Here is a 25,678-nt window from a genome sequence, read left to right on the forward strand (position 1 = left end):
GTTCACTCATGGGTTGGATTCTCCGAAGGCGGTGATTTCGACGTTGCTGCGGTTCCACGTGCCCGACAGCGGCGCGGGCAGGGTGATGCTGGTACTCATGGTCGCGCGGATTCGATTCACGTAATTGCGGGTCAGCGTTCCGGCAGGCTGCGCGAGGGCAGCGTTGTCGGCATAGAAGGGGCAGCCGGGGCAGTGGGTCGGCTGGCTTCTGAGCTGGACGGCGCCGCCGTTGAGGTCGGACGAATCGCCGGTCAGCCAGCGCGACTGACCGTTGGCGTCGAACAGGTAGACGCCGTGGAACTCAAGGGCGCGGTCGGGCAGCTGCACGCTCTCGATGCCCAGGCCCCAGCCACTCTGGCCGCTCTGGATCCAGGCATTGGTGTGGTTGGTCGACGCATAGGGCAGGGTGCCGGCCGTGGTGCTGAGCAGCTCGGCGCCGCGCTCACCGTTGCCGAAATCCCAGGCGAACAGCTGGGTGCGTGCATCCACGCTGGCGAGCCAGCTGCGGCCGATTTCGCTGGTGACCGGCGCGAAGCCCGAGGGTTGGGTGTTGCGGGTGCGCGCGAGCGAGGCCTCCATCAGGCCGCCGCGCAGCGGGCCAGCGAAGGTGTACCAGTCGCTCAGATAGCTGCGGTCGCCGGTGTACCAGATCGCGCCCAGCACCGGATTGGCGGCATCGCCATAGTTGAACAGGGCAAGCCCGTTGCCATCGCGCGCCGGATCATTGAAGAAGCCGCGCCGCGGCAGCGGGCGCGATGCCGCCGCCGGGCAGCTGCTGACCGCGGCGCAGTTCGAGGCCAGCTGGCCGGCGAACACAGTCGAGGGCTGCATGCTGTGCTGGCCATGCAGGGCGGTGGCGAGGTAGTCGAGGCCGACTGGTGCTCCACAGTCCGAACCCTCGGGCACCCGCAGATTGAGCTCGACGGTGGTGCTGGCGCCAACCGCGAGTGCCGGCACCGACACCGTGGGCGACTCCAGCAGAAGCGCGGCCGAGGTCACCGGCAGGTTCTGCGGGTCGAAGACACAGATCGCTGATTCAGCGGGCGCGGCATTGCTGGTATCGCAGGACGCCTGCAGCTGGGTGCTGCCGCTGCCATTGATGAGGCCAATGGTGGCACCCGCGCCGGCGTTGCTGTTGGCTCTGCGGTACTGGTAGACGACCTGGCCGTTGCCCGGATAGGCAATGGCCTGGAAGGAGGCGTTGCCGCTGGGTGCGGTCTGCGAGTAGTCCTGCATCGCGTCCCACTGGAACACGTGGCAGGACTGGTCGGCGCCGCCGATCGGCGCGCGCGGGCAGTCCGTGTAGTAGCGATAGCGCAACGCGCCACCGCTGCCCACCACTAGATCGTCGTGCAGCACGTGCAGGCGCGGACCGGCACCGCCGTTGTCCATCACGCCTGAGCAGCTGTTGTCGAAGTCGCCGCCGGTGTCCGCAGTGGAGAAGGACACGTAGCCGTTGGTCGACATGACCGCCTGCGTGTGGGTCTGGCCATACAGACGGAAGCCCGCGCCACCGAGGGCAATGACGCTGCTGCGGCCATCGTCGGCCGCCGGGAAGGTGCCGGCCGGCGTCAGCGCCAGGGCCGGGGCATCGCCAATGTCGACGAAGCCGTAGCCACAGGCGCCCGGATCGGTGGCGCTGTTGGTGCCGCGGTAGCCGAAGCTGTCGGGGCCGAAAAGACTGGCGCCGCCGCCGACCGCATTCGCGAACAGGGCGTGCGCGCCCGCGGGCAGGGGCGCATCGCCGGTGTTGGTGAGTGTCACCGGGAGGCGCCAGCGCTCGCCGGGGTCAAGCCCCGCGTTGCCGTTGCCGCAGACCTGCTGGGCGGTGCCGCCGCTGGCGGTGATGCGGGCGGACTGCACGTCCAGCGCCCGGCTGACCACGCTTGAGCAGCCGGCACCATCGCTCACCCGCAGGCGCACCTGCCCACTCTGGGCCTTGGCATAGCGCAGGCTGACGCTGTTCGCACTGCCGCGACGCTCGTAAGTACCGTCGCCATCCAGATCCCACTCGTAGACATAGCCGCTGCCGCTGCCGCCGCTGGCGCTGGCGGTGAAGCTCACGGAATCACCGACCCGCACGCCGCTGGCGAAGGCGGTCGAGTTCAGGCCGGCTGAGGGCGCCGTGCAGCCACCGTGGCCGTCCTGGGTCGTCGGGCTGCCGCCGGCACGATTGAGCCAGTCGCTCATGCGCGTCGTCGCCGTGCCGCCGCCGGTCCAGCCCTTGTCCAGGGCGCCATAGCAATCAAAGCCCGTGAGATTGCTGCACAAGGCTTGGCCCCCGGAGAGCACGCCGATCAGTCGGCCGCTGTCGCGTCGCCACAGACCCGAGCCCGAAGAGCCGCCTTCGGTGGTGCCCTCGTCCCAGGCACCGATGAACCAATGGGTGTTGGCCGTGGCGCCGCTGATGATGCAGCTCGGGCCGGTGGTCAGCGGATCGTTGTCGATGCTGATGCGCTTTTCGTGGCCGGCGGGATGGTGGATGCCAATGGCGCCGGTGGGCGCACTGCTGCTGCGATCCCAGCCGGTGTACCAGGCCTCGGCCGCGGCGGGCACCGGAGCGTTCAGCGCGACCACGGTGAAGTCGGTCGGTTGATGGGTAGCCAGAAGGCTGGCGCCGCTCTGGGTGGCGACGGTGTTTGGTTCTTTGGCGAGCGGTTGACCGCTGGCGGCACTGCCCGGAGCGCGGCAGGTCGGGCTCTCGTAACGCCAGTACAAGGTCATCGACTGCACTTCGGCGGCCGTGCTGACGCAGTGGTGGGCGGTCAGGAAGCGTGGACTTGAAACGTCCTGCGATGGATTGCCAGTGGCCACCAGCTGGCCGGTGCAGACGAAGCTGCCACCGCCGCTGTTGAAGGTGTAGTGGGCCACCGAGCGGCTCTGGGGTCGCCAGGCATCGCCCTGCGGGCAGGCGATGTCGATGTTGCAGCTGCCCGACTTGAGCTGGGTCAGGGCGACGAAGGGGTCGCGGTAGCCCTGCACCACGCTGCCCAGCTGCAGCCGGGTGAGATCGCGCTTTTCCTGCGGCACCAGAAGTTCGATGCGCAGGCTCGATCCGTCGAGCATCGGCGTGCGCAGATCGCCCTCGAGGCGGTTGTCGGCATCGGTGTAGACGAGACGGGAGGTCTTTTCGCCGGCGGCGTAGAGGCGCAGCTCGGCGCCCGCAGGCAGGCGGAAGGCCTCGAAGTGGAGCGCCAGATTGCGCGCCTGGGCGGCCTCGACCTGCAGCCACCACTGGGCGCGACCGTCCTTCGCCGTGGTCCAGCTGCCGCCCGCATGCAGGCCGCGCTCGGGCAGGCCCAGGGCCTTGTCGCCGAAGTCCTGCACCTGGCCGTAGCGCAGGGGCACGCCAGCCTTGCCATCAAGCCCGCGATCCTCGGCCGCGAGCTTGGCGAGGTCCAGGCTCGGCAGCGTCAGCTGCTCGGCCTGGGCCAAGGAACCTGCGGAGAGCGCGAAGAGCGCGAGCAGGCAAGGTGAAAATGAAAGACGAGTCGTGCGCTTCATGCAGAGGCTCCCGGACAGCGCGGCCCGAAGGGTCATGGGTGGAATGACGGTCGAGGGGCGAGGATACACCCCTGCCCGCGACCGCCGACGCAGGCGTGAACGCGCGTTCAGCCCGACGCAGGCCGCTACACTGGCGCCCCCGCAACGCTCCTGCGAGCCCCGTCAAGCGCATGTTCGAAGCCCGCGATCTCGCCGCCCTGCTGCGCTCCGGCGCGCCGCTCGTCGTCGTCGAGACCCACGAGGAGGGCCTGCTCCTGGAGGCCTTCAGGCAGGTGGTGGCCGAACTGCTGCGACCGCTGTTCAGCTGGAGCATCACCCAGGGTCTGCAGCGCCTCGACTTGGACGAGGAAGGGCTAGCTGCCTGCAACGATTCCAGCCAGCTGCTGGAGCTCATGCACGCCGATGCACGCCGCTCGATCTGGCTGCTGTTCGACTTCTCGCCTTACCTGCGCTACGCGATGAGCATTCGCCGCCTGCGCGAAGTGGTGCTGGGCCAGGCTGCGGCCAAGCACAGCGTGGTGCTGGTCGGCGCCAAGGTGGAACTGCCGGAAGAACTGGAACCCTTGGCGACCCGCTTCGAGGTGCGCCTGCCCGACGAGGCGCGGCTTGGCCAGATGCTTCGCGAGGAGGCCTTCGCCTATTCGCGTGAGCACGGCGGCAAGCGCGTGCAGGTCGAAGCGGCTGCCCAGCGCCAGCTGCTGCGCCACCTGCGCGGGCTGTCCCTACTCGACGCCCGCCAGATCGTGCGCCAGCTGATCCACGATGACGGCGCGATCCGTGATGACGATGTGGCCCGCGCGCAGCAGGCCAAGTTCAAGCTGCTGGGTTCGGGGGGCGTGCTGCACTTCGAAGCCGATGTCGCACACTTCGATCAGGTTGCGGGGCTCTCTCGGCTCAAGCGCTGGATCGAGCAGCGCCGGCGCATCTTCATCGAGGGCAAGGGTCCACCTGGCCTCGACCCGCCGCGCGGCCTGCTGCTCTTGGGCGTGCAGGGTGCCGGCAAGTCCTTGGCGGCCAAGGCCTGCGCCGGAGGTTTCGGCGTGCCCCTGCTGCGGCTGGATTTCGGCGCGCTCTACAACAAGTACCACGGCGAGACCGAGCGCAACCTGCGCGACAGCCTGCGCGCCGCCGAGGCGATGGCGCCCTGCGTGCTGTGGTGCGACGAGATCGAGAAGGGCCTTGCCACCTCGAACAGCGACGATGGCGTCAGCCGCCGCGTGCTCGGCGCCCTGCTGACCTGGATGTCCGAGCGCAAGCAGCCGGTGTTCCTGGTCGCCACCGCCAACAGCATCGAACAGCTGCCGCCGGAGCTGCTGCGCAAGGGCCGCTTCGACGAGATCTTCTTCGTCGACCTGCCGGGTGCCTCGGCGCGTGAACACGCTTTCGCGATTCATCTGGGCCGACGACAGCAGTCGATCGAGGCCTTCGATCTCGCGGCCCTGGCGGCGGCCAGCGCGGGCTTTTCCGGCGCCGAGATCGAACAGGCCGTGGTGGCCGCGCTCTACGACAGCCACGCCGAGGGCCAGCGCCTCGATCAGTCGCATCTGCTGCGCGCACTGCGCGGCACTCGCCCGATCTCGGTGGTGATGGCCGAACAGGTCGCGCGCCTGCGCCAATGGGCCGCCGAGCGCTGCGTGCCCGCCGATGAGCCTGATCCTGCCTGAACTTATCCGGTGGCAGGCTCGTGTCGTTGATCCGAAGCGCTGACTGCAAGACTTGCCACGCCCTGCTCCAATCGAATCCCGAATCACCCATCCCGAATCCCATGCTCGTAGACATCGGCGCCAACCTCACCCACGAATCCTTCGCCCACGATCTCGAGGCCGTGCTGGCGCGCGCCGCCGCGCACGGCGTGGCGCAGATGGTGGTGACCGGCGCCAGCCGCCAGGGCAGCGCGGACGCGCTGGAACTCGCTCGCTGCTATCCCGGCCGCCTGTTCGCCACCGCCGGCGTGCATCCGCATCACGCCATCGAGTACACCGAGGAAGCCGATCGCGAGCTGCGCACCATTCATGCGCATGCCGAGGTGCGCGCAGTCGGCGAGACCGGTCTCGACTACCACCGCGATTTCTCGCCGCGGCCGGCGCAGCGGCGCGCGTTCGAGCGCCAGCTCGACATCGCGGTCGAACTCGGCAAGCCGCTGTTCCTGCACCAGCGCGAGGCGCACGGCGATTTCATGGCGATCCTGAAGCAGGTGCGCGACCGCGTGCCGGCGGCCGTGGTGCACTGCTTCACCGACAGTCGCGAGGCGCTGTACGACTACCTCGACCTCGACTGCCACATCGGCATCACCGGCTGGCTCTGCGACGAGCGCCGCGGCCAGCACCTGCGCGAGTTCGTGCGCGAGATTCCCGCGAACCGGCTGATGATCGAGACAGACGCGCCCTATCTGCTGCCGCGCAACCTGAAGCCCATGCCCTCGCACCGCCGCAACGAGCCGATGTACCTGCAGCACATCGCCGAGGAGCTGGCCCGCGACCGCGGCGTCAGCTACGCCCAGGTCGAGGCCGACACCACGTCGACCGCGCGTGCCTTCTTCCACCTGCCCGAGGTGGGCGTGGGCGCCTACGCGCGCGCCTCCTGACCGATACTGCGCGCAGCCTCACGCTGCTTGATCCAGCGCGGGCGTATGCCGCACCTCCGGATTCTCATCGCCCCGTCCTGCCCGAGCCCGCCATGTCCGACAGCCCCACCCGCCCCAATCCCCTGCTCGCTCTCGGCGGCCAGGCGCTGGAGTTCGCGCTCAATCGCGCGGTGGCGCTTGACCCCGACCTGCCCGGCCAGCTGCAGTCGCTGGAAGGGCGCAGCATCGAGCTGGAGTTGGCCGCACCGAAGCTGGCCGCACGCATCGAGGTGCAGGCGGGGCGGCTCGCGGTCGGTCCCGCCCAGCCCACGCAGGAGCCCGACCTGAGCTTGAAGGCCACGCTCGGCGCGGTGCTGTCGCGGGTGCTGCCGGGCGCGACCCAGGCCACGCCGGGACGCATGAAGATCGCCGGCGACATCGAGCTCGCCCAGGCCCTGCAACGGATCGCGCAGCGCTACAGCCCCGATCTCGAGGCCGCACTGTCGGCCCGACTGGGCGACATCGTGGGCGTGCAGATCGCCAAGGCCCTGCGGGCCGCCCTCGAAGGGGTCCGACGCGGTTCGCGCGAACTCACCGCAGCCGGCGCCGACTACCTGCGCGATGAAGCCGGCGTGCTGGTCGGACGGGCCGAACTGGACGCCTTCTGTGAGGACGTCGATTCTCTGCGCGATGGCGTCGAGCGCAGCGAGCGCAGGTTGCAGCGCCTGCAGCAGCGGCTGCCCTCGGAATCCTGAGGCGCAGGCGGAGCGCGCTCCGGCGCTTGCCGCGCGCGACGGCGGCAGCAGGGTCAACGCGCGAGCTTGAACTCCAGGGTGCGCCGCGCGCGCATCGGCGCCGCAGGCGGCGCGAAGCGCCAGCGCTGCATCGCGGCGAGCGCCTCGCGATCGAACACGTCCTCGGGCTGGCTGCGCAGGATTTCCAGCTGCGAGACGCTGCCGTCCGCGCCGATGGTGAACTCGATTTCGACGAAACCCTCCAACCTGCGGCGCTCGGCCATGGCCGGATAGCGCAGCGGTGGGCGATACACCACCTCGGGAACGGGCTGCGCCAAAGGAGCGGGCTCGGCACGCGACGGCGCGGGGGACGCAGCGGCCGCCGCCTGCTCGACGGGCTCCAATGGCGGCGGCTGCGGGCCGGGTTCGCTGGCGACGGCGAGCACCGGCGACGCGGGCGGCGACGGGGCCGCGCTCGGGGTGGGGTCGGAGACGGAAGCCGCCGGGGCGGGGGCCGGGGCGGCTGGGACCGCGGTGGGGGCGGCGGCACGGCCGGCGGCGTCGCGCGTATTGGCCTCGCGCTCGCGAAGGGCGGCAAGGCCCGCCTGCAGGCGTGGCAACGCCGGCGCATCGCTCGATGCCCGCACCAGCAGGGCGAGGACGCGCTCGGCCCCGTCGGCGTCGTTGGCAGCCAGGCGCTGCTCCACGTGCAGTGCCGCATAGGGCAGCAGATCCTGCAGGGCGAGTCGCGAACGCTCGTCCTCGGGACGCGCTTCGACCGCAGCCAGGAACAGCTCGAATGCGTTGTCGCCCGCCGGCACGAACAGCCGCTGTTCGCGCAGCGCGATCTCACCCCGCTCGGCGGCATCGCCCGCGGCGATCGCGGACACCGGGGCGGCCGACTGCAGCTTACTGCCGAGATCGGTGGAGTTCGGCTCCGCCGGTCTTTCTTCCGCGGGCGCATTCTTGTCGCCACTGCAGGCGCCGAGCAGCAGCGCGAAGCTCAGAAGGCAAAGGCCGGTGCCGAAACGGAATGCCTGTCTCGGGCCGGTCATCGGCAGACGCTTGGTGCGGATTCGCATGGCACTACCCCTGATGGCGCCGCGACTTTCAGCGGCGCGGCAAGCCCTACAGGATGCCAAGCGTGGATTGCAGTTTCGATGCGGGCCGCGCGTTGTGCTTTGAAGCTGCGATGCACTTCACGCGAAGCTAGGGCCTCCGCTCGCTGGCCGCGGCCCGCGAATGGGGCCACGGCCAGCGCCTATCGGCTCAGTTGCCGAGGCTGAATTCGATGGTGCGGCGGGCGCGGGTGGGTTCCGGCGGGGGTTCGAAGCGGGTCCGGCGCACCACCGACATGGCCTCGCGCTCGAACACACCCTGCGGAGTCGCCTGGATCACTCGGACATCCGAGACACTGCCATCGGCGTTGATCTGGAAATCGAGGGTAACGCTACCCTCGATGCCCTGGCGCATCGCCTGATCGGGGTAGCGCAACGATGGCTGGCGCAGCACGCGCGGCGGCCGTGCAGGGGCTGGCGCCTGGGCTACCGGCGCGGCAGCGGTCGCCGGCGTTGGGGTCGGCGTGGGCTCAGGCTCAGGCTCGGGAGCCGGTGCAGGCACGGCAGCGGCAGGCGGCGGGGTGGCCGGGGCGGTCTCGACCGGCGCCGGGGCAGGCTGTGGCGCCGGCGTCGGCGCGGGAGCGGGCGCACTGGCGCGCGCGGCGGCGGCCTGCTGCTGGGCGGCTTCGGCGGCCAGTCGACGCTCCAGGGCCTCGACGCCACGTTCCAGGCGTTCCAACGCCGGCGCATCCGGCTGGGCGCGGGCCATCAGGCCAAGCACACGGCGCGCCTCATCGGCATCGCGGGCGGCAGTGCGCTGCTCGACATGCAGCACCGCATAGGGGAACAGGTCGGTCAGCGCATCCTTGACCCGCTGCGAAGCCGGGTCGCGATCCATCGCCAATAGGAACAGTTCGAAGGCGTTGTCGCCGGCCGGGGTGAACAACCGCTGCTCGCGCAGAGCGGTTTCCGCGACCTCGATGCTGCCCGCGCCCTCGACAAGGATCGGTGCGGGTGCTGGCGCCGCTTCTGCCGCCACCGGTTGCGCTGCAGGGGCGGGCGTTGCCGCGGTCCCGGGATCGGCCGGTGGCGTCTCGGAGCCCCCACATGCGGCCAAAAGTGCAGCCGCCAGCATCGACACTGGGCAGCCGCGCAGCCTGAACTTACCCATTGCAATTCCCCCGTGAGGATCGATCGGGCCCGTGGCGCCACCCCCGGCGCACTGTTCAACGGACCTTCGCCTGCGATTCTGGGCACACGCTCACATTCGTGCGCAAGTCGGGCTCTGGCAGCGTTGCAAAAAATGGCGAAGTGATCGCGGTTCCGCGATGCGTATCACTTTCCGATGCAGAAGCTTCCGAAGATGCGGCCGAGCAGATCATCCGCGCTCACGCGGCCGGTGATCGCACCGAGCGCCTCCTGGGCGGCACGCAGGTCTTCGGCAGCGAGTTCGCCGCTGCCTTCGGCCAGCCGTTCGGCGGCGCTTTCAAGCTGGGTGTGGGCGCGCTGCAAGGCCTCGACGTGGCGGGCGCGTGCGCTGACCGCACCCTCGGCGGCTTCGCCGAGGCCGGCGGTCTGCTTCAAGGCATCGCGCAGGGCATCGAGGCCGATCCCCTCGCGCGCCGACAGCCAGAAGTGCTCGCCATCGTCGTGCGTTTGCCGACGAGCGGGCTCAGCAGCGAGCTCGCACTTGTTGTGCAGCCAGAACACCTGCGGCAGGGCGGCCAGTTCCTCGCGCAGGGCGGGAACCTGGGCCTGCTCGGAACCGCATTCGACGACGGCAAGCGCGAGGTCTGCGCGCTGGAACTCGGCGCGGGCGCGGCGCATGCCTTCCGCCTCGACCACATCGGCACCCTCGCGCAGGCCGGCGGTATCGACCAGGGTGAGCTCGATGCCGTCGATCAGCACCGATTCGCGAAGGAGGTCGCGGGTGGTGCCGGCGATGTCGGTGACGATGGCGCGCTCGCTGCCGGCCAGCGCGTTCAGCAGCGAGCTCTTGCCGGCATTGGGCGGGCCGGCGATCACCACGTGCAGGCCGTCACGCAGTCGCTGGCCGCGACGGGCCTCGCGCAGCAGGGCCTGCATCAGTTCGCGCACCTGCTGCAGACGGGACTTGAGTTCAGGGCCGGCGAGGAAATCGATCTCTTCCTCGGGAAAATCGATTGCCGCCTCGACGTAGATGCGCAAGGCGATCAGGGCCTCGGTAAGCGCGTCTACGCGACGGCTGAACTCGCCGTCCAGTGCACGCCGCGCGGCGCGGGCCGCGGCTTCCGACGAGGCATGGATGAGATCGGCCACGGCCTCGGCCTGGGCGAGGTCCAGTCGCTCGTTGAGGAAGGCCCGCTCGGTGAACTCGCCGGGTCGCGCCTGGCGTGCGCCCAATTCGACGCAGCGCGCCAGCAGCAGGCGCAGCAGGGCAGGGCTGCCGTGGGCCTGCAGCTCGACCACGTCTTCTCCGGTGTAGGACGCCGGAGCGACGAAGGCGATCAGCAGGCCATCGTCGATGACCTCGCCCTCGGCATCGCGAAAGCGTACGTAGTGGGCGTGGCGCGGCTTGGGCTCGATACCGCCCAGGCGGCGCGCGATCGCGATCGACTGAGGCCCCGACAGCCGGACCACGCCCAGCCCCGCGGGGCCCGCGGCGGTGGCGATGGCGGCGATGGTGTCGGTGCGCTCGCTCGACGACGCGGCGGAGGCCGCGGACTGCGACCCGGCAGAAGCGTGGCGCATGGCGTTTTCCTCCCTCCGGATGCGGCAGCGGCCGCGTGCTTGCGCGCCGCGGCCGCTGGTTCTGTCGAGAATCGTGAGTTCCCGATGGCGAATCAGGCCGCCTTGGGCGTGGCCTGATCGCCGTGGCGACGCAGGATGATCCACTGCTGCAGCAGACCCAACGCACCATTGGTGGTCCAGTACAGCACGAGACCGGCCGGGAAGAAGGCGAACATCACGCCGAAGGCGATCGGCATGATCTGCATGATCCGCTTCTGCATCGGATCCATGCCCGGCGTCGGCGACAGCTTCTGGGTGGCCCACATGGTCAGAAGGTTCAGCACCGGCAGGATGAAGTAGGGGTCCGGCGCAGTGAGGTTGTGGATCCACAGGATCCACGGCGCGTGGCGCAGCTCGACCGCTTCGATCAGCACCCAGTACAGCGAGATGAAGATCGGGATCTGGATCAGGATGGGCAGGCAGCCTCCCATCGGGTTGATCTTCTCTTTTTTGTAGAGCTCCATCATCGCCGTCTGGAACTTCTGGCGATCCTCGCCATAGCGCTCCTTCAGCGCTTCGATGCGCGGCTGCACCGCGCGCATCTTGGCGAAGCTCTTGTACTGGGCTTCAGAGAGCTTGAACAGGGCGAGCTTCAGGATGACCACCAGCAGGACGATCGCCCAGCCCCAGTTGCCGGTGATGTCATGCAGCACGCCGAGCAGCCAGGCCATGGGCTGGGCGAGGAGGGTGAACACGCCGTAGTCCATGGTCAGCTTCAGGCCCGGGGCGATGGCTTCCAGGCGATCCTGCAGCTTCGGCCCGACATAGAGCCGCGCGCTGTTCTCGATGGCGGCACCCGGGGCCACGCTGAGTTGCGGGCCGACCGCACGGATGCGATGGCGGCCGCCATCCTCGGTGGCGGTGCTGAAGGTCTGGCTTTCCTCGGACGTCGGAATCCAGGCGGCGAAGAAGTAGTGCTCCAGCATCGCCACCCAACCCTGGCTGGCTGTGAGCTCGGTCGGGCCTTCACTGAAGTCGACGAACTTGCGCTTCTCAAACTTCGTCTGCGGGCTGTACCAAGCCGCTCCCACGAAGCTGTAGGCGGCCGGGTTGGTGAAGCTCGAACCCGGCAGCGCCGGCGGCGTCACCCGCACCAGCTGGCGGTAGGCACTCAGCTGAACCGGCTCGCCGCTGGCGTTTTCGAAGCGGTCCTGGACATCGATGACATAGCTGCCGCGTTCGAACACGAAGGTGCGCACGAGGCTCAGGCCATCCGCGGAGGTCCAGCGCAGCGGCACTTCGAGACGCGCCTCGTCGCCGAGATCGAAGCGATCGGTGTCGGCGCGGAACAGGCTCAGGTGGTTGGGCAGGTCGGCGCGCGTGCCCACGTAGCCGGATTGGCCGATGAAGTAGCGCTGTGCCTGGGTGCTCAGCAGGCGCACGGGCGGTGAGCCCGACTTGGGCTCCTGCGCATAGGCCAGCAGGTCGGCCTGCACCAGGCTGGCGCCCTGGGTGTCGATGACCAGATCGAGAACATCGGTGCGCACGCTCAGGCGCTGGCCCGCGGAGGCCGTGGCGGCGGCAGGCGCGGCGCCTGCAACAGCGCTGGTGCTGGCGCCCGGCTGGAACTCTGGCAGCTCTCCGGCAGCCGGCGGGGTCGCCTGCTCGATCTGCTCGGCCGCCTGCGGCCGCGGCCGGCTGTAGTCCTGCTGCCAGGTGTCCCAGGCGAGGTAGGCGACCATCAGCCAGGCAATCAACAGGAAGGTGCGCGCTTGGTTCATTCGGACACTCGGTCGTCGCCGGGGCGGGGAGCAGACCCGGCTTGCGGAAGGGAAGACGATGGGGCGCCCGGCGCAGCGTCGGCGGGGCCGGGGCAGGGCGTGGATGCGGGCGGCATTGTGACGTGCGCGGCAGGGGGCTTCAACGCGCGGGCCCGTTCCAGCAGGCGTTCCAAGTCACGTCGCAGCTGCGCGGGACTGGCGCTGGCCGCCTCGCGCTTGCCCATGAACACATAGTCGCCCGCCGGCAGGCGAGCGCGCAGCTGGCGGAACGCTTCACGCGCAAGACGCTTCAGGCGGTTGCGCACCACCGCACGCTTGTCGACCTTGCGCGAGATGGCAAAACCGATCCGCGGTCCCGAGGCCTGCGGGTCCAGCAGGACCGTACAGCGGTAGTAGGCGCCGCCCATGCGCTGGCCGTCATCGAGGCAACGGCTGAACTCACGCGGCAGGCGCATGCGTGCCGAAGGCCGCAGGCGCGGCCGGGCAGCGGTATCGGAGGCGTCTTCGCGCATAGGAGTGGCGACCCCGCAAACGCAACAGGCCCGGCGGATGCCAGGCCTGCGAATACCGATCGACGCGTGGAAGCTTCGTCGGCAAGCGCCGCGGCGCCTTCAGGCACCGCTGGGGAACGCGTGCCCGCTTACGGGCAGAGGCGCTTGCGACCCTTGGCGCGGCGAGCGGACAGGACCTTGCGGCCGTCGGCGGTGGCCATGCGGGCACGGAAACCGTGGGTGCGGGCGCGCTTGAGGTTGCTGGGCTGGAAGGTGCGCTTCATGACAGCGACTCGATGTCTGGGCAGAAAGACCGCGGAGCATACGGGGCGTGTTCGTCGTCTGTCAAGCGCGGCGCGGTTGGCACTGCCAGCCGCGCGGCGTAGACTGGCAGGCCGCCCGGTCAGCCGGGGCTGGGTGCCTGTCGAGGAATCGCAGCGCGCATGCCGCACCGCCCAGGAAAAGGCGGGACAACGGCCCGGTTCTGCAGCTCGCGGTCCGGGATCGCTGGCAGCGGCGACCGCACGACCTGTACCTCAAGGCGGCATCCGCTCCGGTAGCGTCGGGCTCCCTCCCATCCCCATGCCCGCCTGATCCGTGCAGCGCCCGTCCGGCCTTGCGTGGGGTCTGGCTCGGCTCTACTCGGGAAGCTGCATGTCGCCCTGGTTGCGCTGTCTTGAACGCCTTGAAGCCGAACTGCCGGCCGAGAGTTTCTACACCTGGATCAAGCCCCTGCACGCCGAAGCCCGCGAGGGTGGCGTGTCCCTGCTGGCTCCCAATGCCTTCGTCGTTGAAACCGTCCGCGACGAATACCTGCCGCGCATCACCGAGCTGCTGAGGCACTACGCCGAGGATGCCGGCCTGCAGGTGGGCCTCGAACTGGGCACTCCGCGCAGCCGTGAACGCGAGCCGGCGGCAGCGCCGGCCGCCAGCGCCGCGGGAGCGGTGCGGCTGCAGGCCAGCGGTCCCCAGGGCAAGCCGATCGCAAGCAACCTCGACCCGAGCTACACCTTCGATACCTTCATCGAGGGTAGCTCGAACCAGCTCGGCCGCGCTGCCGCCCTGCAGGTGGCCAAGGACCCGGGCAAGGCCTACAACCCGCTGTTGCTCTACGGCGGCACCGGCCTGGGCAAGACCCATCTGATGCACGCCGCTGGCAACTACATGTTGGCCCGCAACCCGGGCATGCGCGTGCTCTACCTGCGTTCGGAGCAGTTCTTCGCGGCCATGGTCAAGGCGCTGGCCGACAAGGCCATGGAGCAGTTCAAGCGGCAGTTCCACTCGGTGCACGCGCTTTTGATCGACGACATCCAGTTTTTCGCCGGCAAGGACCGCACCCAGGAAGAGTTCTTCCACACCTTCAATGCGCTTTTCGAGCTGAAGCAGCAGATCATCCTGACCTGCGACCGCTATCCGAAGGAGGTCGACAACCTGGAGCCGCGGCTGAAGTCGCGCCTCGGTTGGGGCCTGTCGGTGGCGATCGAACCCCCGGATTTCGAAACCCGGGCGGCGATTCTGCTCGCCAAGGCCGCGCAGAAGGGCGTGCCGCTGCCGGAGAACGTGGCCTTCCTGATTGCCCGCCGCATGCGCTCCAACGTGCGCGACCTCGAAGGCGCGCTCAACACGCTAGCGGCTCGCGCCAACTTCATGGGCCGGGCAATCACCGAGGAGTTCGCCCAGGAGGCCCTGCGCGATTTGCTGCGCGCGCAGCAGGCGGTGATCTCGCTGGCGAACATCCAGAAGACTGTGGCGGACTACTTCCAGCTGCGGGTCTCGGACCTGCTATCCAAGCGCCGCACGCGCTCGCTGGCGCGACCGCGGCAGATGGCGATGGCCCTGGCCAAGGAATTGACCGAGCACAGCCTGCCGGAGATCGGAGACGCCTTCGGCGGCCGCGACCACACCACGGTGATGCATGCGTGCAAGGTCGTTCGCGCCTTGGTTGGCGACGATCCCAAGGCGCGCGAGGACTGGGACAAGCTGGTTCGTCGGCTTACCGAGTAAGCCCTTCGCGACGCGGTGCGCGCGATCCAACTTGGTAAGCTGTGGATAAGCTGCAGATGGTGCGGGTACTACGGAAAGGCGGCTTTTTTATCCACAGGCTCCCCACAGGAGCACGCGCCTTCCCCCACAGCTTGGTGGTCCCCCAAAAAACGTTTGAACTCAGTGGTTTGTTGGGCTTATCCCCGGTTTTGCCGGAAGTCCATCATCACCAACAGTCTTTTAAAAGCTTCAAGAACTTGAGGGTTGAGGTATGCGGTTCAGTCTGACGCGCGAAGTGTTGTTGAAGCCTTTGCAGCAGGTGGTCAGCGTGGTCGAGAAGCGCCAGACCATGCCGGTACTCTCGAATCTCCTCGTCGTTCTGGACAAGGGCACGCTCTCGCTGACCGCCACGGATCTCGAGGTTGAGCTTGTGGCCCGGGTGGGCTGCAGCGACGGTGAGCCAGGCGCGATCACTATTCCCGCGCGCAAGTTCTTCGAGATCGTGCGCGCTCTGCCCGATGGGGTGTTGGTGAGCGTGTCGGTCAGCGGCGACCGCATCGCGGTGAGCGCGGGTCGGAGCCGTTACACCCTGGCCGGTTTGAGCGCCGACGAGTATCCGAACAGCGACGAGTCGGAGATCGTCGAGCGGCTGCGTTTGCCCGAAGGAGCGCTCAAGCGAGCGTTCGACAGCACCGCGTTCGCGATGGCACAGCAGGACGTGCGTTTCTATCTGAACGGTCTGTTGCTCGATGCCAGCGGCACCGAGCTTCGTTGTGTCGCAACCGATGGCCACCGCCTCGCGCTCAGCGAGACTGCGCTGTTGTCCGGTCCCCAAGTGCGCCGCCAGCTGATCGTGCCGCGCAAGGGCGTGCTTGAACTGCTGCGACTGCTTGAGAACAGCGATCGAGAGATCGAACTCGAGGTCGGACGCACGCACGTTCGCCTGCGTCGAGAGGACGTGTCGTTCAGTTCCAAGTTGATCGATGGTCGCTTCCCGGACTACGAGGCAGTGATCCCGCTGGGTGCCGACAAGGAGGTGAAAGTCAATCGGGACGCCTTGCGTGCAGCTCTGCAGCGGGCTGTGATCCTCTCGAACGAGAAGTACCGTGGTGTCCGGATCGAGATCGACCCGCAGGTCGTTCGGGTGTCGGCGCACAACCCGGAGCAGGAAGAGGCGGTTGAGGAGGTCGAGGCTGACACGACGATTTCCGGTCTGTCGATCGGCTTCAATGCGAGCTATCTGCTTGAGGCGTTGGGTGCGCTGTCAGAGGACGACGCGCTCCTGCTGTTCCGGGATTCGGGTTCGAGCGCACTGGTCCGCGAGCCCAGCCACGGCCGGAATCGCCACGTCGTGATGCCGATGCGCCTGTAATAGCCAACCCGATGCGCTTGTCTCACATCAGCCTCGGCGGGCTCCGCGTGTTCGCCGGGGCTGATTTTTTTCCGGGTCCAGGTTTGTCCTGGTTGGTTGGGGACAATGGGGCGGGCAAGACGAGTGTCCTCGAGGCACTTTATGCGCTCGGGCACGCGCGTTCGTTTCGCTGTGCCCATTTCGACAGCGCGCTGCGAACCGGTGACCACGAAGCCTTTGTGTTCACGGAATGGCTGTCCGCTGGCGGTGAGGTATCGCGTATCGCTTGTGCCAAACAGCGGGGCGGCGGCTGGCGCTACCGCATGGATGGTGTCTCGGTCGCTCGTGCTTTGGACCTTGCGGCTCGGGCTCCCATGTTGTGCTTTGAGCCAGGTGCGCATGCCATCGTGACCGGGCCCGCTGAGCGTCGTCGACGGCTGTTGGACTGGGGCTTGTTCCACGTGGAACGGGCGCCGAGCGGCTTATGGTCTGAATGGCTGCGCGCATTGAAGCAGCGCAACGAGGCGCTCCGCCGTCGAGACCTCGGAGCGCTGGATGCTTACGACGCGGTTGTGTCCCAGCGCGGTGAACAGCTCACCGCTGCGCGTTCCGAGTTCGTTGCGGTGTGGTTGTCAGAAGCGACGCGCACGCTAGCCTGGCTGTCGCCGGAGTTGGCAGATCTGGAGTTCGGGTTCCGACGCGGGTGGGGCAGGGCGCATGCCGGTCTGCTCGAGGCTTTGCGCGCGCAGCGGGACACGGATGTGCAGTTGGGGTTCACAGGATCGGGTCCCCACCGTTCCGACATAGTCCTTCGTTGGCAGGGGGCGGATGCCCGCGAGCGTGTCAGCCGCGGACAATCCAAGGTGATTGCTTTGGCCTTGGTGCTTTCGCTTGCCCGGCTGTTTTCCCAGCGTCTGGGTCGCTGGCCCTTGCTTTTGCTCGATGACCTCTGCAGCGAGCTGGATCAGGGCCACGCTTCTCGCGTTCTGGCGGTACTTCGTGAAGCGAATGCGCAGGTGTTGATTACTGGCGTGTCGCGTCCCGAGTGGGGGCGCGGCCCGGCAGACGCCTTGTTCCACGTGGAACGGGGCGCCATCACCCCCCTGCTATAATTCGCGGCCTTTATGCCGCCGGCCGATGCGCCACGGCTGTCCCGCCAAGCAGGGAACCCATGAGCGACCAGACCTCGAACGACTACGATTCCAGTCGAATCACCGTGCTGCGCGGCCTCGAAGCCGTGCGCAAGCGTCCCGGCATGTACATCGGTGACGTCCACGACGGTACCGGCCTGCATCACATGGTCTTCGAGGTCGTCGACAACGCCATCGACGAAGCCTTGGCCGGCCATTGCGACACTGTACTGGTGACTATCCACGCAGACGGCAGTGTCAGCGTCCAGGACAACGGTCGCGGCATTCCGGTCGATATCCACCACGAAGAACAGCGCTCGGCGGCCGAGGTCATCATGACCGTGCTGCACGCCGGCGGTAAGTTCGACGACAACAGCTACAAGGTCTCCGGCGGCCTGCACGGCGTGGGCGTCTCGGTGGTCAATGCCCTCTCGGAGCATCTCAGCCTGCGCATCTGGCGCGATGGTTTCGAACATCAGCAGGAGTACAAGCTGGGCGAGCCGCTGTACCCGCTCAAGCAGGTGGCGCCCTCCAGCAAGCGCGGTACCGAAGTCCGCTTCCTGCCGAGCAAGGAGATCTTCTCCGACGTCGAGTTCCACTACGACATCCTGGCCAAGCGCCTGCGTGAGCTGTCGTTCCTGAACTCCGGTGTGCGCATCGACCTCACCGATGAGCGCAGCGACAAGCGTGACCAGTTCCGCTACGAAGGCGGCATTCGCAGCTTCGTCGAGCATCTGGCACAGCTCAAGACGCCCCTGCATCCGGCGGTGATCCCGCTCTCGGGCGAGGAAAGCGGGATCGTGGTTGACGTCGCCGTCCAGTGGACCGACGCCTATCAGGAAACGATGTTCTGCTTCACCAACAACATCCCTCAAAAGGACGGCGGCACCCACTTGGCGGGCTTCCGCGCGGCACTGACCCGCACCCTGGGTGCCTATATCGAGCAGTCCGGGCTGTTGAAGCAGGCCAAGGTCAGCATGAGCGGTGACGACATGCGCGAGGGCATGGTCGCGGTGCTTTCGGTCAAGGTACCGGACCCGAGCTTCTCATCGCAGACGAAAGAGAAGCTGGTGTCCTCCGAGGTCAAGACGGCGGTGGAGAGCATCGTCTCCAAGCGCTTCGAGGAGTTCCTGCAGGAGCATCCGCAGGACGCCCGCGCCATCGCCGCCAAGGTGGTCGACGCCGCCCGCGCCCGCGAAGCTGCGCGCAAGGCTCGCGATCTCACCCGCCGCAAGGGCGCTCTGGATATCGCCGGACTGCCCGGCAAACTCGCCGACTGCCAGGAAAAGGATCCAGCGCTGTCCGAGCTGTTCCTCGTCGAGGGTGACTCGGCGGGCGGCTCGGCCAAGCAGGGACGCAACCGCCGCACCCAGGCGATCCTGCCGCTGCGCGGCAAAATCCTGAACGTAGAGAAGGCGCGCTTCGACAAGATGCTGGGTTCGGCCGAGGTCGGCACTCTGATCACCGCCTTGGGCTGCGGCATCGGCCGGGAAGAGTTCAATCCGGACAAGCTGCGCTATCACCGCATCATCATCATGACCGACGCGGACGTCGACGGATCGCACATCCGCACCCTGCTGTTGACCTTCTTCTACCGGCAGATGCCGGAGCTGATCGAGCGCGGTCACGTCTACATCGGCCTGCCGCCGCTGTACAAGCTGAAACAGGGCAAGCAGGAGCTCTACCTCAAGGACGATGCGGCGCTCAACGCCTACCTGATCAGCCATGCCGTCGAAGGCGCGGAGCTGGTCTGCGGCGAGGGCCAGCCGGCCGTCAGCGCGTCGGCGCTGGAGCACCTGCTGAGCCTCTACGGCAGCGCCCAGGACGCCATTCGCCGCCTGAGCCACCGCCATGACCCCGCGATCCTGGAGGCCTTGCTTGAACTGCCGCCGCTGACCGTCGAGCTGTTCGCCGACGCCAGCCGGGCCAAGGCATGGATTGCTGCGGCGCAGCAGAAGCTGGCCCGATCGGGCCTGGGCAAACCGCGCTATCTCCTCGACTGGATCGCCGCCGAAAGCGGCCAACCGTCGGCCCTGCGCGTCCAACGCCAGCACCATGGCCTTTCGGTCGAGCAGGTCTGGCCGCTGTCGCTGTTCGAGTCCGGTGAACTGAAGCCCGTCGTGGATGCCGCCCGCGAGCTGCATGACCTGCTCCAGGAGGGCGCTCGCGTGAGCCGCGGCAATCGCAGCCAGCCGGTGATCCGCTTTGCCGATGTCCACCACTGGCTGTTCGAGGAAGCCAAGCGCGGCCGCACGATCCAGCGCTTCAAGGGCCTGGGTGAAATGAACCCGGATCAGCTCTGGGAGACCACGGTGAACCCGGAAACCCGGCGCCTGCTGCGGGTGCGCATCGAGGACGCCGTCGCCGCCGACCAGATCTTCTCCACCCTGATGGGCGATGTGGTCGAGCCGCGCCGCGACTTCATCGAAGACAACGCGCTCAAAGTGGCGAACCTCGACATCTAGCCTTGGAACGGGTCTGACGCGACCGCGGCCGTCAACGCGTCGCCGGATGACACCGGCGACGCTTGCCTACCACGCGCGAAGACCCTCTCCGAACGAAAGCCTGCTGCCTGAAGTCTCCGTAGCCTTGCCAAGGGATACGGCAGCGATCCTCGCAAAGAACAGCCAAGACTCCGCCCGCCGAAGATCGCACGCGGGGCGCTGGCTATACTGCCGCTGAATGCGGCCTTCCACGCCGCCCGCCCATGCGACGCCCAGCCCCATGAAGAAAGCCCATCTCTACCTGCTTGCTTTGGCCTTGTGCCTCATCGGCGGCGGCGCGATCTACTACAAATGGAAGTTCCTCGACTTTCCGCTGCAGCCGGCGGCCGAGGTCGAGGTCTGGACGCTCCAGGCGCGGGTGGAATACCAGCCCCGAAAGCCGGCGAACACCGTGGTCCTGCAGCTGCCCTCGGTGACCCCCGGATTCACCATCCTCGACGAGCGCTTCGTTGCCCGGAACTATTCCAAGCTCGAGGAGCCGAGGCGCGAGGGCCGTGAGGTCCAGTGGTCCATCCGGCGAGCCACCGGACGTCAGGCCCTGTACTACCGGGCTACGGTAGTACGCAGCAAGCAATCCGAAGCCACCGAGGTCGCGCCGCGGCTGGCGACTCCGCCCACACTCGAGGAACCCTTCGCCACCGCCGCACAGACCCTGCTCGACAACGTCCGCCTGGGCTCGTCCAACGTGCCGACCTATGCCAAGGAGCTGGTGCGCCAGATGAACGTGGCCGCGCCCAGTGAAGAGGTGGCGCTGCTGACCGAGAACCTGAGCGACCCGGAAGCCCGCGCAGACTTCATCACCCAGCTGCTGGCGATGCGCCAGATTCCGGCGCGCATCGTTCGCGGACTGATGCTGGGCGACAGTCAATCCAGCGCCGAAATCCGCCCCTGGCTGCAGGTCCATGACGGCAACGCCTGGACCACCATCGACCTGCAGACCGCTGTCGATGGCTGGCCAGACAACCTGTTCCAGTGGACCGGCGCCCGCGCACCCCTGCTGCAAATCGAGGAGGCTGCGCGACCTGAGCTGAGCTTCTCCATCAGCCGCAATCTCGCCGATGCCATCGCTGTGGCCGAGCGACGCCTGGAAGTGCAGAACGCGGATCTGGTGCGGTACTCCCTGCTCAGCCTGCCGCTGCAGACCCAGGAGGTCTACAAGGTGCTGCTGATGGTGCCGATCGGCGCCTTCCTGATGCTCCTGCTGCGCAACATCATCGGCATCAAGACCTTCGGAACCTTCATGCCCGTGCTGATCGCGATCGCATTCCGCGAGACCCAGCTGCTGGCCGGCGTCACCCTGTTCGTGCTGGTGGTGGGCGCCGGCCTCTTGGTCCGCTTCTACATGGAGCGATTGCGACTGCTGCTGGTGCCGCGACTGACCTCGGTGCTGATCCTGGTCGTCCTGCTGATGGCGGCGGTGTCGATCCTGGCGAACCGTCTCGGCATCGAGGTCGGGCTCTCGGTGGCGCTGTTCCCGATGGTGATCATGGCGATGACCATCGAGCGCATGTCGGTCGCCTGGGAAGAACGCGGCCCCGGCTATGCGCTGAAGGAGGGCATCGGCTCCCTTGTCGTGGCCTGCATGGCCTATGTGGCGATGAGCTGGGAACCGTTGGAGCACTTCATCTTCGTGTTCCCGGAATCGCTCCTCATCCTGCTCGCTGCAACCCTGGTCATCGGTCGCTATTCCGGCTATCGCCTGAGCGAACTGTTCCGTTTCCGCGCATTGGCGCGGGAGCTGGAAGCCAAGGAAAAAGCTGCCACCGGCACTCCGGCAAAGGGCTGAACCATGCTCAACCTGTTTGCCGTAGCGCGCCGTCTCCGCACGATCGGTCTGATGGGCTTGGGCCAGCGCAACGCCGAGTTCATCCTGCGCTACAACCGCCGCCGCTTCTATCCGCGCGTCGACGACAAGCTGATCACCAAGCAGCTCGCGATCGAAGCCGGCCTGCCCGTGCCCGAACTCTATGCCGTGGTGCGGGAAGAGCATGAGATCCACGAACTGCACCAGAAGATCGCGCAGCGCGAGCAGTTCGTCGTAAAGCCCGCCCACGGATCCGGCGGCGACGGCATCCTGGTGATCACCGGCCGTCGCGGCGACAAGTACCGTCGCTCGAACGGCCAGCTTATGAATCGGGAGGAGTTCGAGCACCACCTCTCGAACGGACTGTCCGGCCTGTTTTCGCTTGGCGGCCACCCTGACCACCTGCTGGTCGAGTACTGCGTGCAGTTCGACCCGATCTTCGATCAGGTCAGCTACAAGGGCGTGCCCGACATCCGCATCATCGTCTTCATGGGCTACCCGGTGATGGCGATGATCCGACTGCCCACGCGCCTCTCGGACGGCAAAGCCAACCTTCATCAGGGTGCCATCGGCGTCGGCATCGACATCCCGACCGGCACCACGCGCCGCGGAGTCTGGGGCACCGAGCCGGTCAAGGAACATCCCGACACCGAGCACAGCATCGTTGGCCTGCAGATCCCGCGCTGGGAGGAACTGCTGGAGATGGCCTCGCGCTGCTACGAACTGTCGCAGTTGGGCTATATCGGCGTGGACTTCGTCCTCGACCGCAACCATGGCCCGATGATCCTGGAGCTGAACGCACGTCCGGGACTCGCCATCCAGATTGCGAACGGCAATGGTCTGCTGCACCGTCTGCGCAAGGTCGAGGCGCTGATGGAATCCGGTGGCCTCAGTACGATCCCCGCCGAGCGGGTTGCCTACGCACGCGAACACTTCGCCACCATCTGAACAAAACAGAAGCGGACAGACGCCACATCGAACAGTTCCGTTCGCTCGCGCATGGCGCGTAGACCTTAACAAGAGCCGGCGATTTCACGTGTCGCAACTACTGCAACGCGCCTTGAGTCGCCAGTTCAACTGCGGTTAGGCTTGGCGGCCCTGCTTGGCCATTTGCGCCATGCTCCCTCCCCAGGAACACTGCGATGCGTACTCCACTCTTCGTCCTGAAGACCAGCCTCCTTCTTGCCCTTGGGCTTGGACTGACCGCGACGGCCGACGCCCAGCGACGCGGCAAGCAGGCCGAAGAGGAAGTGCTGTATCCGAATGCCACGCGTGAAGAGCCGACTTTGAAGCCGGTCGGCCGTCTGCAGCGGCAGATGAAGCAGATGTTCGACTTGTCGCAGGAAGAGGGCAAGGAGGCGCAGACGGAAGAAGCCTCCAAGGCGATACTCGCGGCCAGCGCGGCGGGCCCCTATGAGAAGTCGTTCGCCAACCAGATCCTCGCCCAGATCGAGCTGGATCGCGACAACTACCCCGGTGCCATCGGCTACTTCCAGGCGGCGCTGGACGCGGGCGGCCTGAAGAACAACCAGTACTACCAGATCATGCAGAACATCGGTCAGCTGCAGTTCCAGGAGGAGCTGTATGGCGACGCCGCTGCGACCTTCACCCGGATGCTGGAAGAGACCCGCGCCGAATCCGCGCAGATCTATGCGCTCCGCGGCAACTCCTACTACCGCATGGAGCAGTACGAGCCGGCGGTGGCAGACCTGCGCAAAGCCATCTCGCTTCAGGAGAAGCCAGATGCCTCCGTCTCCCAGCTGTTGATGGGCAGCCTGTTCGAGCTGGGTCGGGCGTCCGAAGCGGCCGAGATCGCTGCCGGCCTGCTCGCCAACGATCCGCAGAACGTCAGCCTGATCCGCAACCTCGCAGCGATCTACATCAATGCGGAAGAGACAGGCAAGGCGATTGAAACCATGCAGGGCGGCATCGACCGCGGCGTCCTCACCGAGGAGCGTGACTACATCGAACTGTCCAAGATGTACCGCTACGCCGAGCAGGATCTGAAGGCCGCCGAACTGATCACGCGAGCCTTGCAGGACGGCAAGGTTCAGCCGAGCTTCGAGGTTTACCGCGGCCTCGGCGAGGCCTACTACTTCTCGGAAAACATCCCGCAGGCGGCGGAAGCCTTCGGCAAGGCCGATGAACTCGCCACCGACGGCGAAATGGCCCTGAACCACGCCCGTACCTTGGCCGAGCTGGAGCGCTGGCCGGAGACCAAGGCGGCCGCCAATCGCGCCATCAGCAAGGGCGTCAAGCGTCCGGGTGATGCCTACGTGATCCTCGGCGCCGCGGAGTTCGGTCTGGACAACCAGCCCGCGGCGATCGCCGCTTACCGCGAGGCCGCGAAGTACCCTGAAACCAAGGCGATGGCCGAGTCATACCTGCGCCAGGTCAACCGTTGAAACTCGTTCACCTTGCTGGGCTTAGGCAAGGTGGACCTCTTGGTATAAGCTATGCCGTTCCCGTGTCGTTCAGCTTGTCTAGGCAGGCGGACTGGCAGCGCGGATGGATTGATCTCCGACCACGACACTGCGCATGACAGACAAGCAAGAAATTCAGGAAAACGGGGGCCGCAAGCTCAGCTGGCTGCGCATCGCCGGCTTGGCCGCCGCCATCGGCGTGCATGCCATGGCCCTGGTGCTGATGCTGGTGCCGGTGGCGCCACCGCAGATGGAAGAGCGCCCCCCGGAAATCGTTGAAGTCACCTTCATCGAGCCGCCGCCGCCGCCCCCGCCGCCGCCGCCGCCGCCGCCGGAGCCGCCCAAGCGTCCGCCGCCGAAGATCATCGAGCGTCCCCGACCGACCCCGCCCCCGCCGGAAGCACCCCCGCCGGTGATTCTGGAGGAGGCTACGCCGATGTCGATTCCGGCGCCGCCGCCGGCGCCGCCGGCGCCTTCGGCACCCGCGCCGAGCTACGGCGCGACCGAGGACAGCTCCTACCGCCGGGCGAAGCCGCCGCGCTATCCGCCCCAGGCGATGCGTCGCCGGGAGGAGGGTGAAGTGCTTCTCCGCGTTCTGGTCGGCACCGATGGTCGCCCGGTCCAGATCGAGGTGGAAAAGTCCAGCCGCTCGCGCTTGCTGGACCAGGCCGCCATCCAGGCGGTGCGTGAGTGGGTGTTCAACCCAGGTATGAAGGAGGGCGTCCCGGTGCAGAGCTGGGTGCTCGTCCCGATCAAGTTCTCCCTCAGTGACTGACGCCTAACTAGCAAAAGGGTAAGGAAATGCTCCAAGAAGCCTCTAACACGCCGGCAGCCGCGGCTGCTACCCAGGCTGCCACGCCGGCGCCGATGGATCAGGTCATCGGTGGCGTCGTCGCTGACACCAACGCAGCAGCGCTCAAGGAAATGGGCATCGCGAGCCTGCTGAACAACATGGTCGCCCACCCGGGCGAATTCGCCGTGACCTGGGTGGTCGTGGTGACCCTGGTGCTGATGTCGATCGCGTGCTGGTACTACACCGTCGTCAAGACGATCCAGAACCAGGTGATCAAGGCCCGCGCCAACCACGTGATCCGGACCTTCTGGGAAACCACCAACGCCCAGGAAGCGATCCGTTTCATGGAAGAGCAGCCGGCCAACGAGCCGTTCTCCAAGATCGCCCTGGATTGCGCCACCGCCGCGGCCCACCACCAGAAGAATGAAGGTTCGCGTCTGGCCGAAACCCTGTCGCGCTCCGAGTTCATCGATCGCGCCCTGCGCCAGGCCGTCACCCGCGAGAGCTCCAAGCTCGAGAACGGCATGACCATCCTCGCGACCACCGGTTCGGCCGCGCCCTTCATCGGTCTGCTCGGTACCACCTGGGGTATCTACAAGGCCCTGATCAAGATCGGCGCCTCCGGCTCCGCATCGCTGGACGCCGTGGCGGGTCCGGTCGGTGAGGCGCTGCTGAAGACCGCGCTGGGTCTGGTCGTCGCGATTCCCGCGGTGATGGCCTACAACTTCTTCAACCGCATCAACCGCACCACCAATGCGGCCTTTGACGCTTTCGCCCACGACCTGCACGACTTCTTCGCCACCGGCTCCCGCGTCGGCGAAGGCGCGTCCAAGCGTTGAGCCTTCGGTTG

At 67.3% G+C, this 25,678-nt stretch carries 19 protein-coding genes; 12 read left to right on the forward strand and 7 right to left on the reverse strand.

Features of this window, described 5'->3' with window-relative positions; all coding sequences use genetic code 11:
• Positions 1 to 6: 6 nt before the first annotated feature.
• Complete coding sequence (locus tag BLP83_RS09985; RefSeq protein WP_143006631.1) at positions 7 to 3,504, reverse strand: trypsin-like serine peptidase; 3,498 nt, start codon at positions 3,502 to 3,504, stop codon at positions 7 to 9.
• A gap of 170 nt (positions 3,505 to 3,674) precedes the next feature.
• Between BLP83_RS09985 and BLP83_RS09990 the strand changes: the two genes are divergently transcribed.
• From BLP83_RS09990 to BLP83_RS10000, 3 genes are all read left to right on the forward strand, one after another.
• Positions 3,675 to 5,168 carry an AAA family ATPase gene (locus BLP83_RS09990; RefSeq protein ID WP_091242098.1) on the forward strand — a complete coding sequence of 498 codons (1,494 nt, stop codon included), beginning with the start codon at positions 3,675 to 3,677 and terminating at the stop codon, positions 5,166 to 5,168.
• Between the two features lie 101 nt (positions 5,169 to 5,269).
• Positions 5,270 to 6,088: a TatD family hydrolase gene (locus tag BLP83_RS09995; RefSeq protein ID WP_091242100.1), complete on the forward strand. Its 819-nt coding sequence runs from the start codon at positions 5,270 to 5,272 to the stop codon at positions 6,086 to 6,088.
• A gap of 92 nt (positions 6,089 to 6,180) precedes the next feature.
• A complete protein-coding gene (locus BLP83_RS10000) occupies positions 6,181 to 6,822 on the forward strand; it encodes a ubiquinone biosynthesis accessory factor UbiJ (protein WP_091242102.1) in 642 nt (213 codons plus the stop codon).
• Positions 6,823 to 6,875: 53 nt separating this feature from the next.
• Here the strand turns inward: BLP83_RS10000 and BLP83_RS10005 are convergent, their stop codons facing one another.
• The 6 genes from BLP83_RS10005 to rpmH all read right to left on the reverse strand — a co-directional run bounded on the left by BLP83_RS10005 (position 6,876) and on the right by rpmH (position 13,124).
• Positions 6,876 to 7,883: an energy transducer TonB gene (locus tag BLP83_RS10005; protein ID WP_091242104.1), complete on the reverse strand. Its 1,008-nt coding sequence runs from the start codon at positions 7,881 to 7,883 to the stop codon at positions 6,876 to 6,878.
• Positions 7,884 to 8,070: 187 nt separating this feature from the next.
• Complete coding sequence (locus tag BLP83_RS19265) at positions 8,071 to 8,898, reverse strand: energy transducer TonB (RefSeq protein ID WP_091242107.1); 828 nt, start codon at positions 8,896 to 8,898, stop codon at positions 8,071 to 8,073.
• 296 nt (positions 8,899 to 9,194) lie between these two features.
• The gene (mnmE, locus tag BLP83_RS10015) at positions 9,195 to 10,589 is read right to left on the reverse strand and encodes a tRNA uridine-5-carboxymethylaminomethyl(34) synthesis GTPase MnmE (RefSeq protein WP_091242110.1); all 1,395 of its coding nucleotides are present in this window, start codon (positions 10,587 to 10,589) and stop codon (positions 9,195 to 9,197) included.
• 92 nt (positions 10,590 to 10,681) lie between these two features.
• Positions 10,682 to 12,349: a membrane protein insertase YidC gene (yidC, locus tag BLP83_RS10020; RefSeq protein ID WP_091242113.1), complete on the reverse strand. Its 1,668-nt coding sequence runs from the start codon at positions 12,347 to 12,349 to the stop codon at positions 10,682 to 10,684.
• Entirely contained in the window at positions 12,346 to 12,861 is a 516-nt protein-coding gene (gene rnpA, locus BLP83_RS10025; RefSeq protein WP_281187123.1) for a ribonuclease P protein component, read from the reverse strand. Before rnpA ends, yidC begins: the two co-directional genes overlap by 4 nt.
• A 128-nt stretch (positions 12,862 to 12,989) precedes the next feature.
• Positions 12,990 to 13,124 carry a 50S ribosomal protein L34 gene (gene rpmH / locus BLP83_RS10030; protein WP_091242116.1) on the reverse strand — a complete coding sequence of 45 codons (135 nt, stop codon included), beginning with the start codon at positions 13,122 to 13,124 and terminating at the stop codon, positions 12,990 to 12,992.
• A gap of 370 nt (positions 13,125 to 13,494) precedes the next feature.
• Between rpmH and dnaA the strand changes: the two genes are divergently transcribed.
• From dnaA to BLP83_RS10075, 9 genes are all read left to right on the forward strand, one after another.
• Positions 13,495 to 14,844: a chromosomal replication initiator protein DnaA gene (dnaA, locus tag BLP83_RS10035; RefSeq protein WP_091242117.1), complete on the forward strand. Its 1,350-nt coding sequence runs from the start codon at positions 13,495 to 13,497 to the stop codon at positions 14,842 to 14,844.
• 250 nt (positions 14,845 to 15,094) lie between these two features.
• Entirely contained in the window at positions 15,095 to 16,195 is a 1,101-nt protein-coding gene (gene dnaN / locus BLP83_RS10040; protein ID WP_091242120.1) for a DNA polymerase III subunit beta, read from the forward strand.
• 17 nt (positions 16,196 to 16,212) lie between these two features.
• Positions 16,213 to 17,286, forward strand: coding sequence for a DNA replication/repair protein RecF (recF, locus tag BLP83_RS10045; RefSeq protein ID WP_176764113.1), 1,074 nt, complete (start codon positions 16,213 to 16,215; stop codon positions 17,284 to 17,286).
• A gap of 59 nt (positions 17,287 to 17,345) precedes the next feature.
• The gene (gene gyrB, locus BLP83_RS10050) at positions 17,346 to 19,769 is read left to right on the forward strand and encodes a DNA topoisomerase (ATP-hydrolyzing) subunit B (protein WP_091242124.1); all 2,424 of its coding nucleotides are present in this window, start codon (positions 17,346 to 17,348) and stop codon (positions 19,767 to 19,769) included.
• 259 nt (positions 19,770 to 20,028) lie between these two features.
• On the forward strand, positions 20,029 to 21,594 hold the full coding sequence (locus BLP83_RS10055; protein ID WP_091242125.1) for an inactive transglutaminase family protein: 1,566 nt from the start codon (positions 20,029 to 20,031) through the stop codon (positions 21,592 to 21,594).
• Positions 21,595 to 21,597: 3 nt separating this feature from the next.
• Complete coding sequence (locus BLP83_RS10060) at positions 21,598 to 22,560, forward strand: alpha-L-glutamate ligase-like protein (RefSeq protein WP_091242128.1); 963 nt, start codon at positions 21,598 to 21,600, stop codon at positions 22,558 to 22,560.
• Positions 22,561 to 22,754: 194 nt separating this feature from the next.
• On the forward strand, positions 22,755 to 24,017 hold the full coding sequence (locus BLP83_RS10065) for a tetratricopeptide repeat protein (protein WP_091242129.1): 1,263 nt from the start codon (positions 22,755 to 22,757) through the stop codon (positions 24,015 to 24,017).
• 133 nt (positions 24,018 to 24,150) lie between these two features.
• Positions 24,151 to 24,810: an energy transducer TonB gene (locus BLP83_RS10070; protein ID WP_091242132.1), complete on the forward strand. Its 660-nt coding sequence runs from the start codon at positions 24,151 to 24,153 to the stop codon at positions 24,808 to 24,810.
• A gap of 92 nt (positions 24,811 to 24,902) precedes the next feature.
• Positions 24,903 to 25,667, forward strand: coding sequence for a MotA/TolQ/ExbB proton channel family protein (locus BLP83_RS10075; RefSeq protein WP_245680018.1), 765 nt, complete (start codon positions 24,903 to 24,905; stop codon positions 25,665 to 25,667).
• Positions 25,668 to 25,678 lie beyond the last annotated feature (11 nt).

The organism is Aquimonas voraii (assembly GCF_900101825.1).
GTDB classification, from domain to species: domain Bacteria; phylum Pseudomonadota; class Gammaproteobacteria; order Xanthomonadales; family Xanthomonadaceae; genus Aquimonas; species Aquimonas voraii.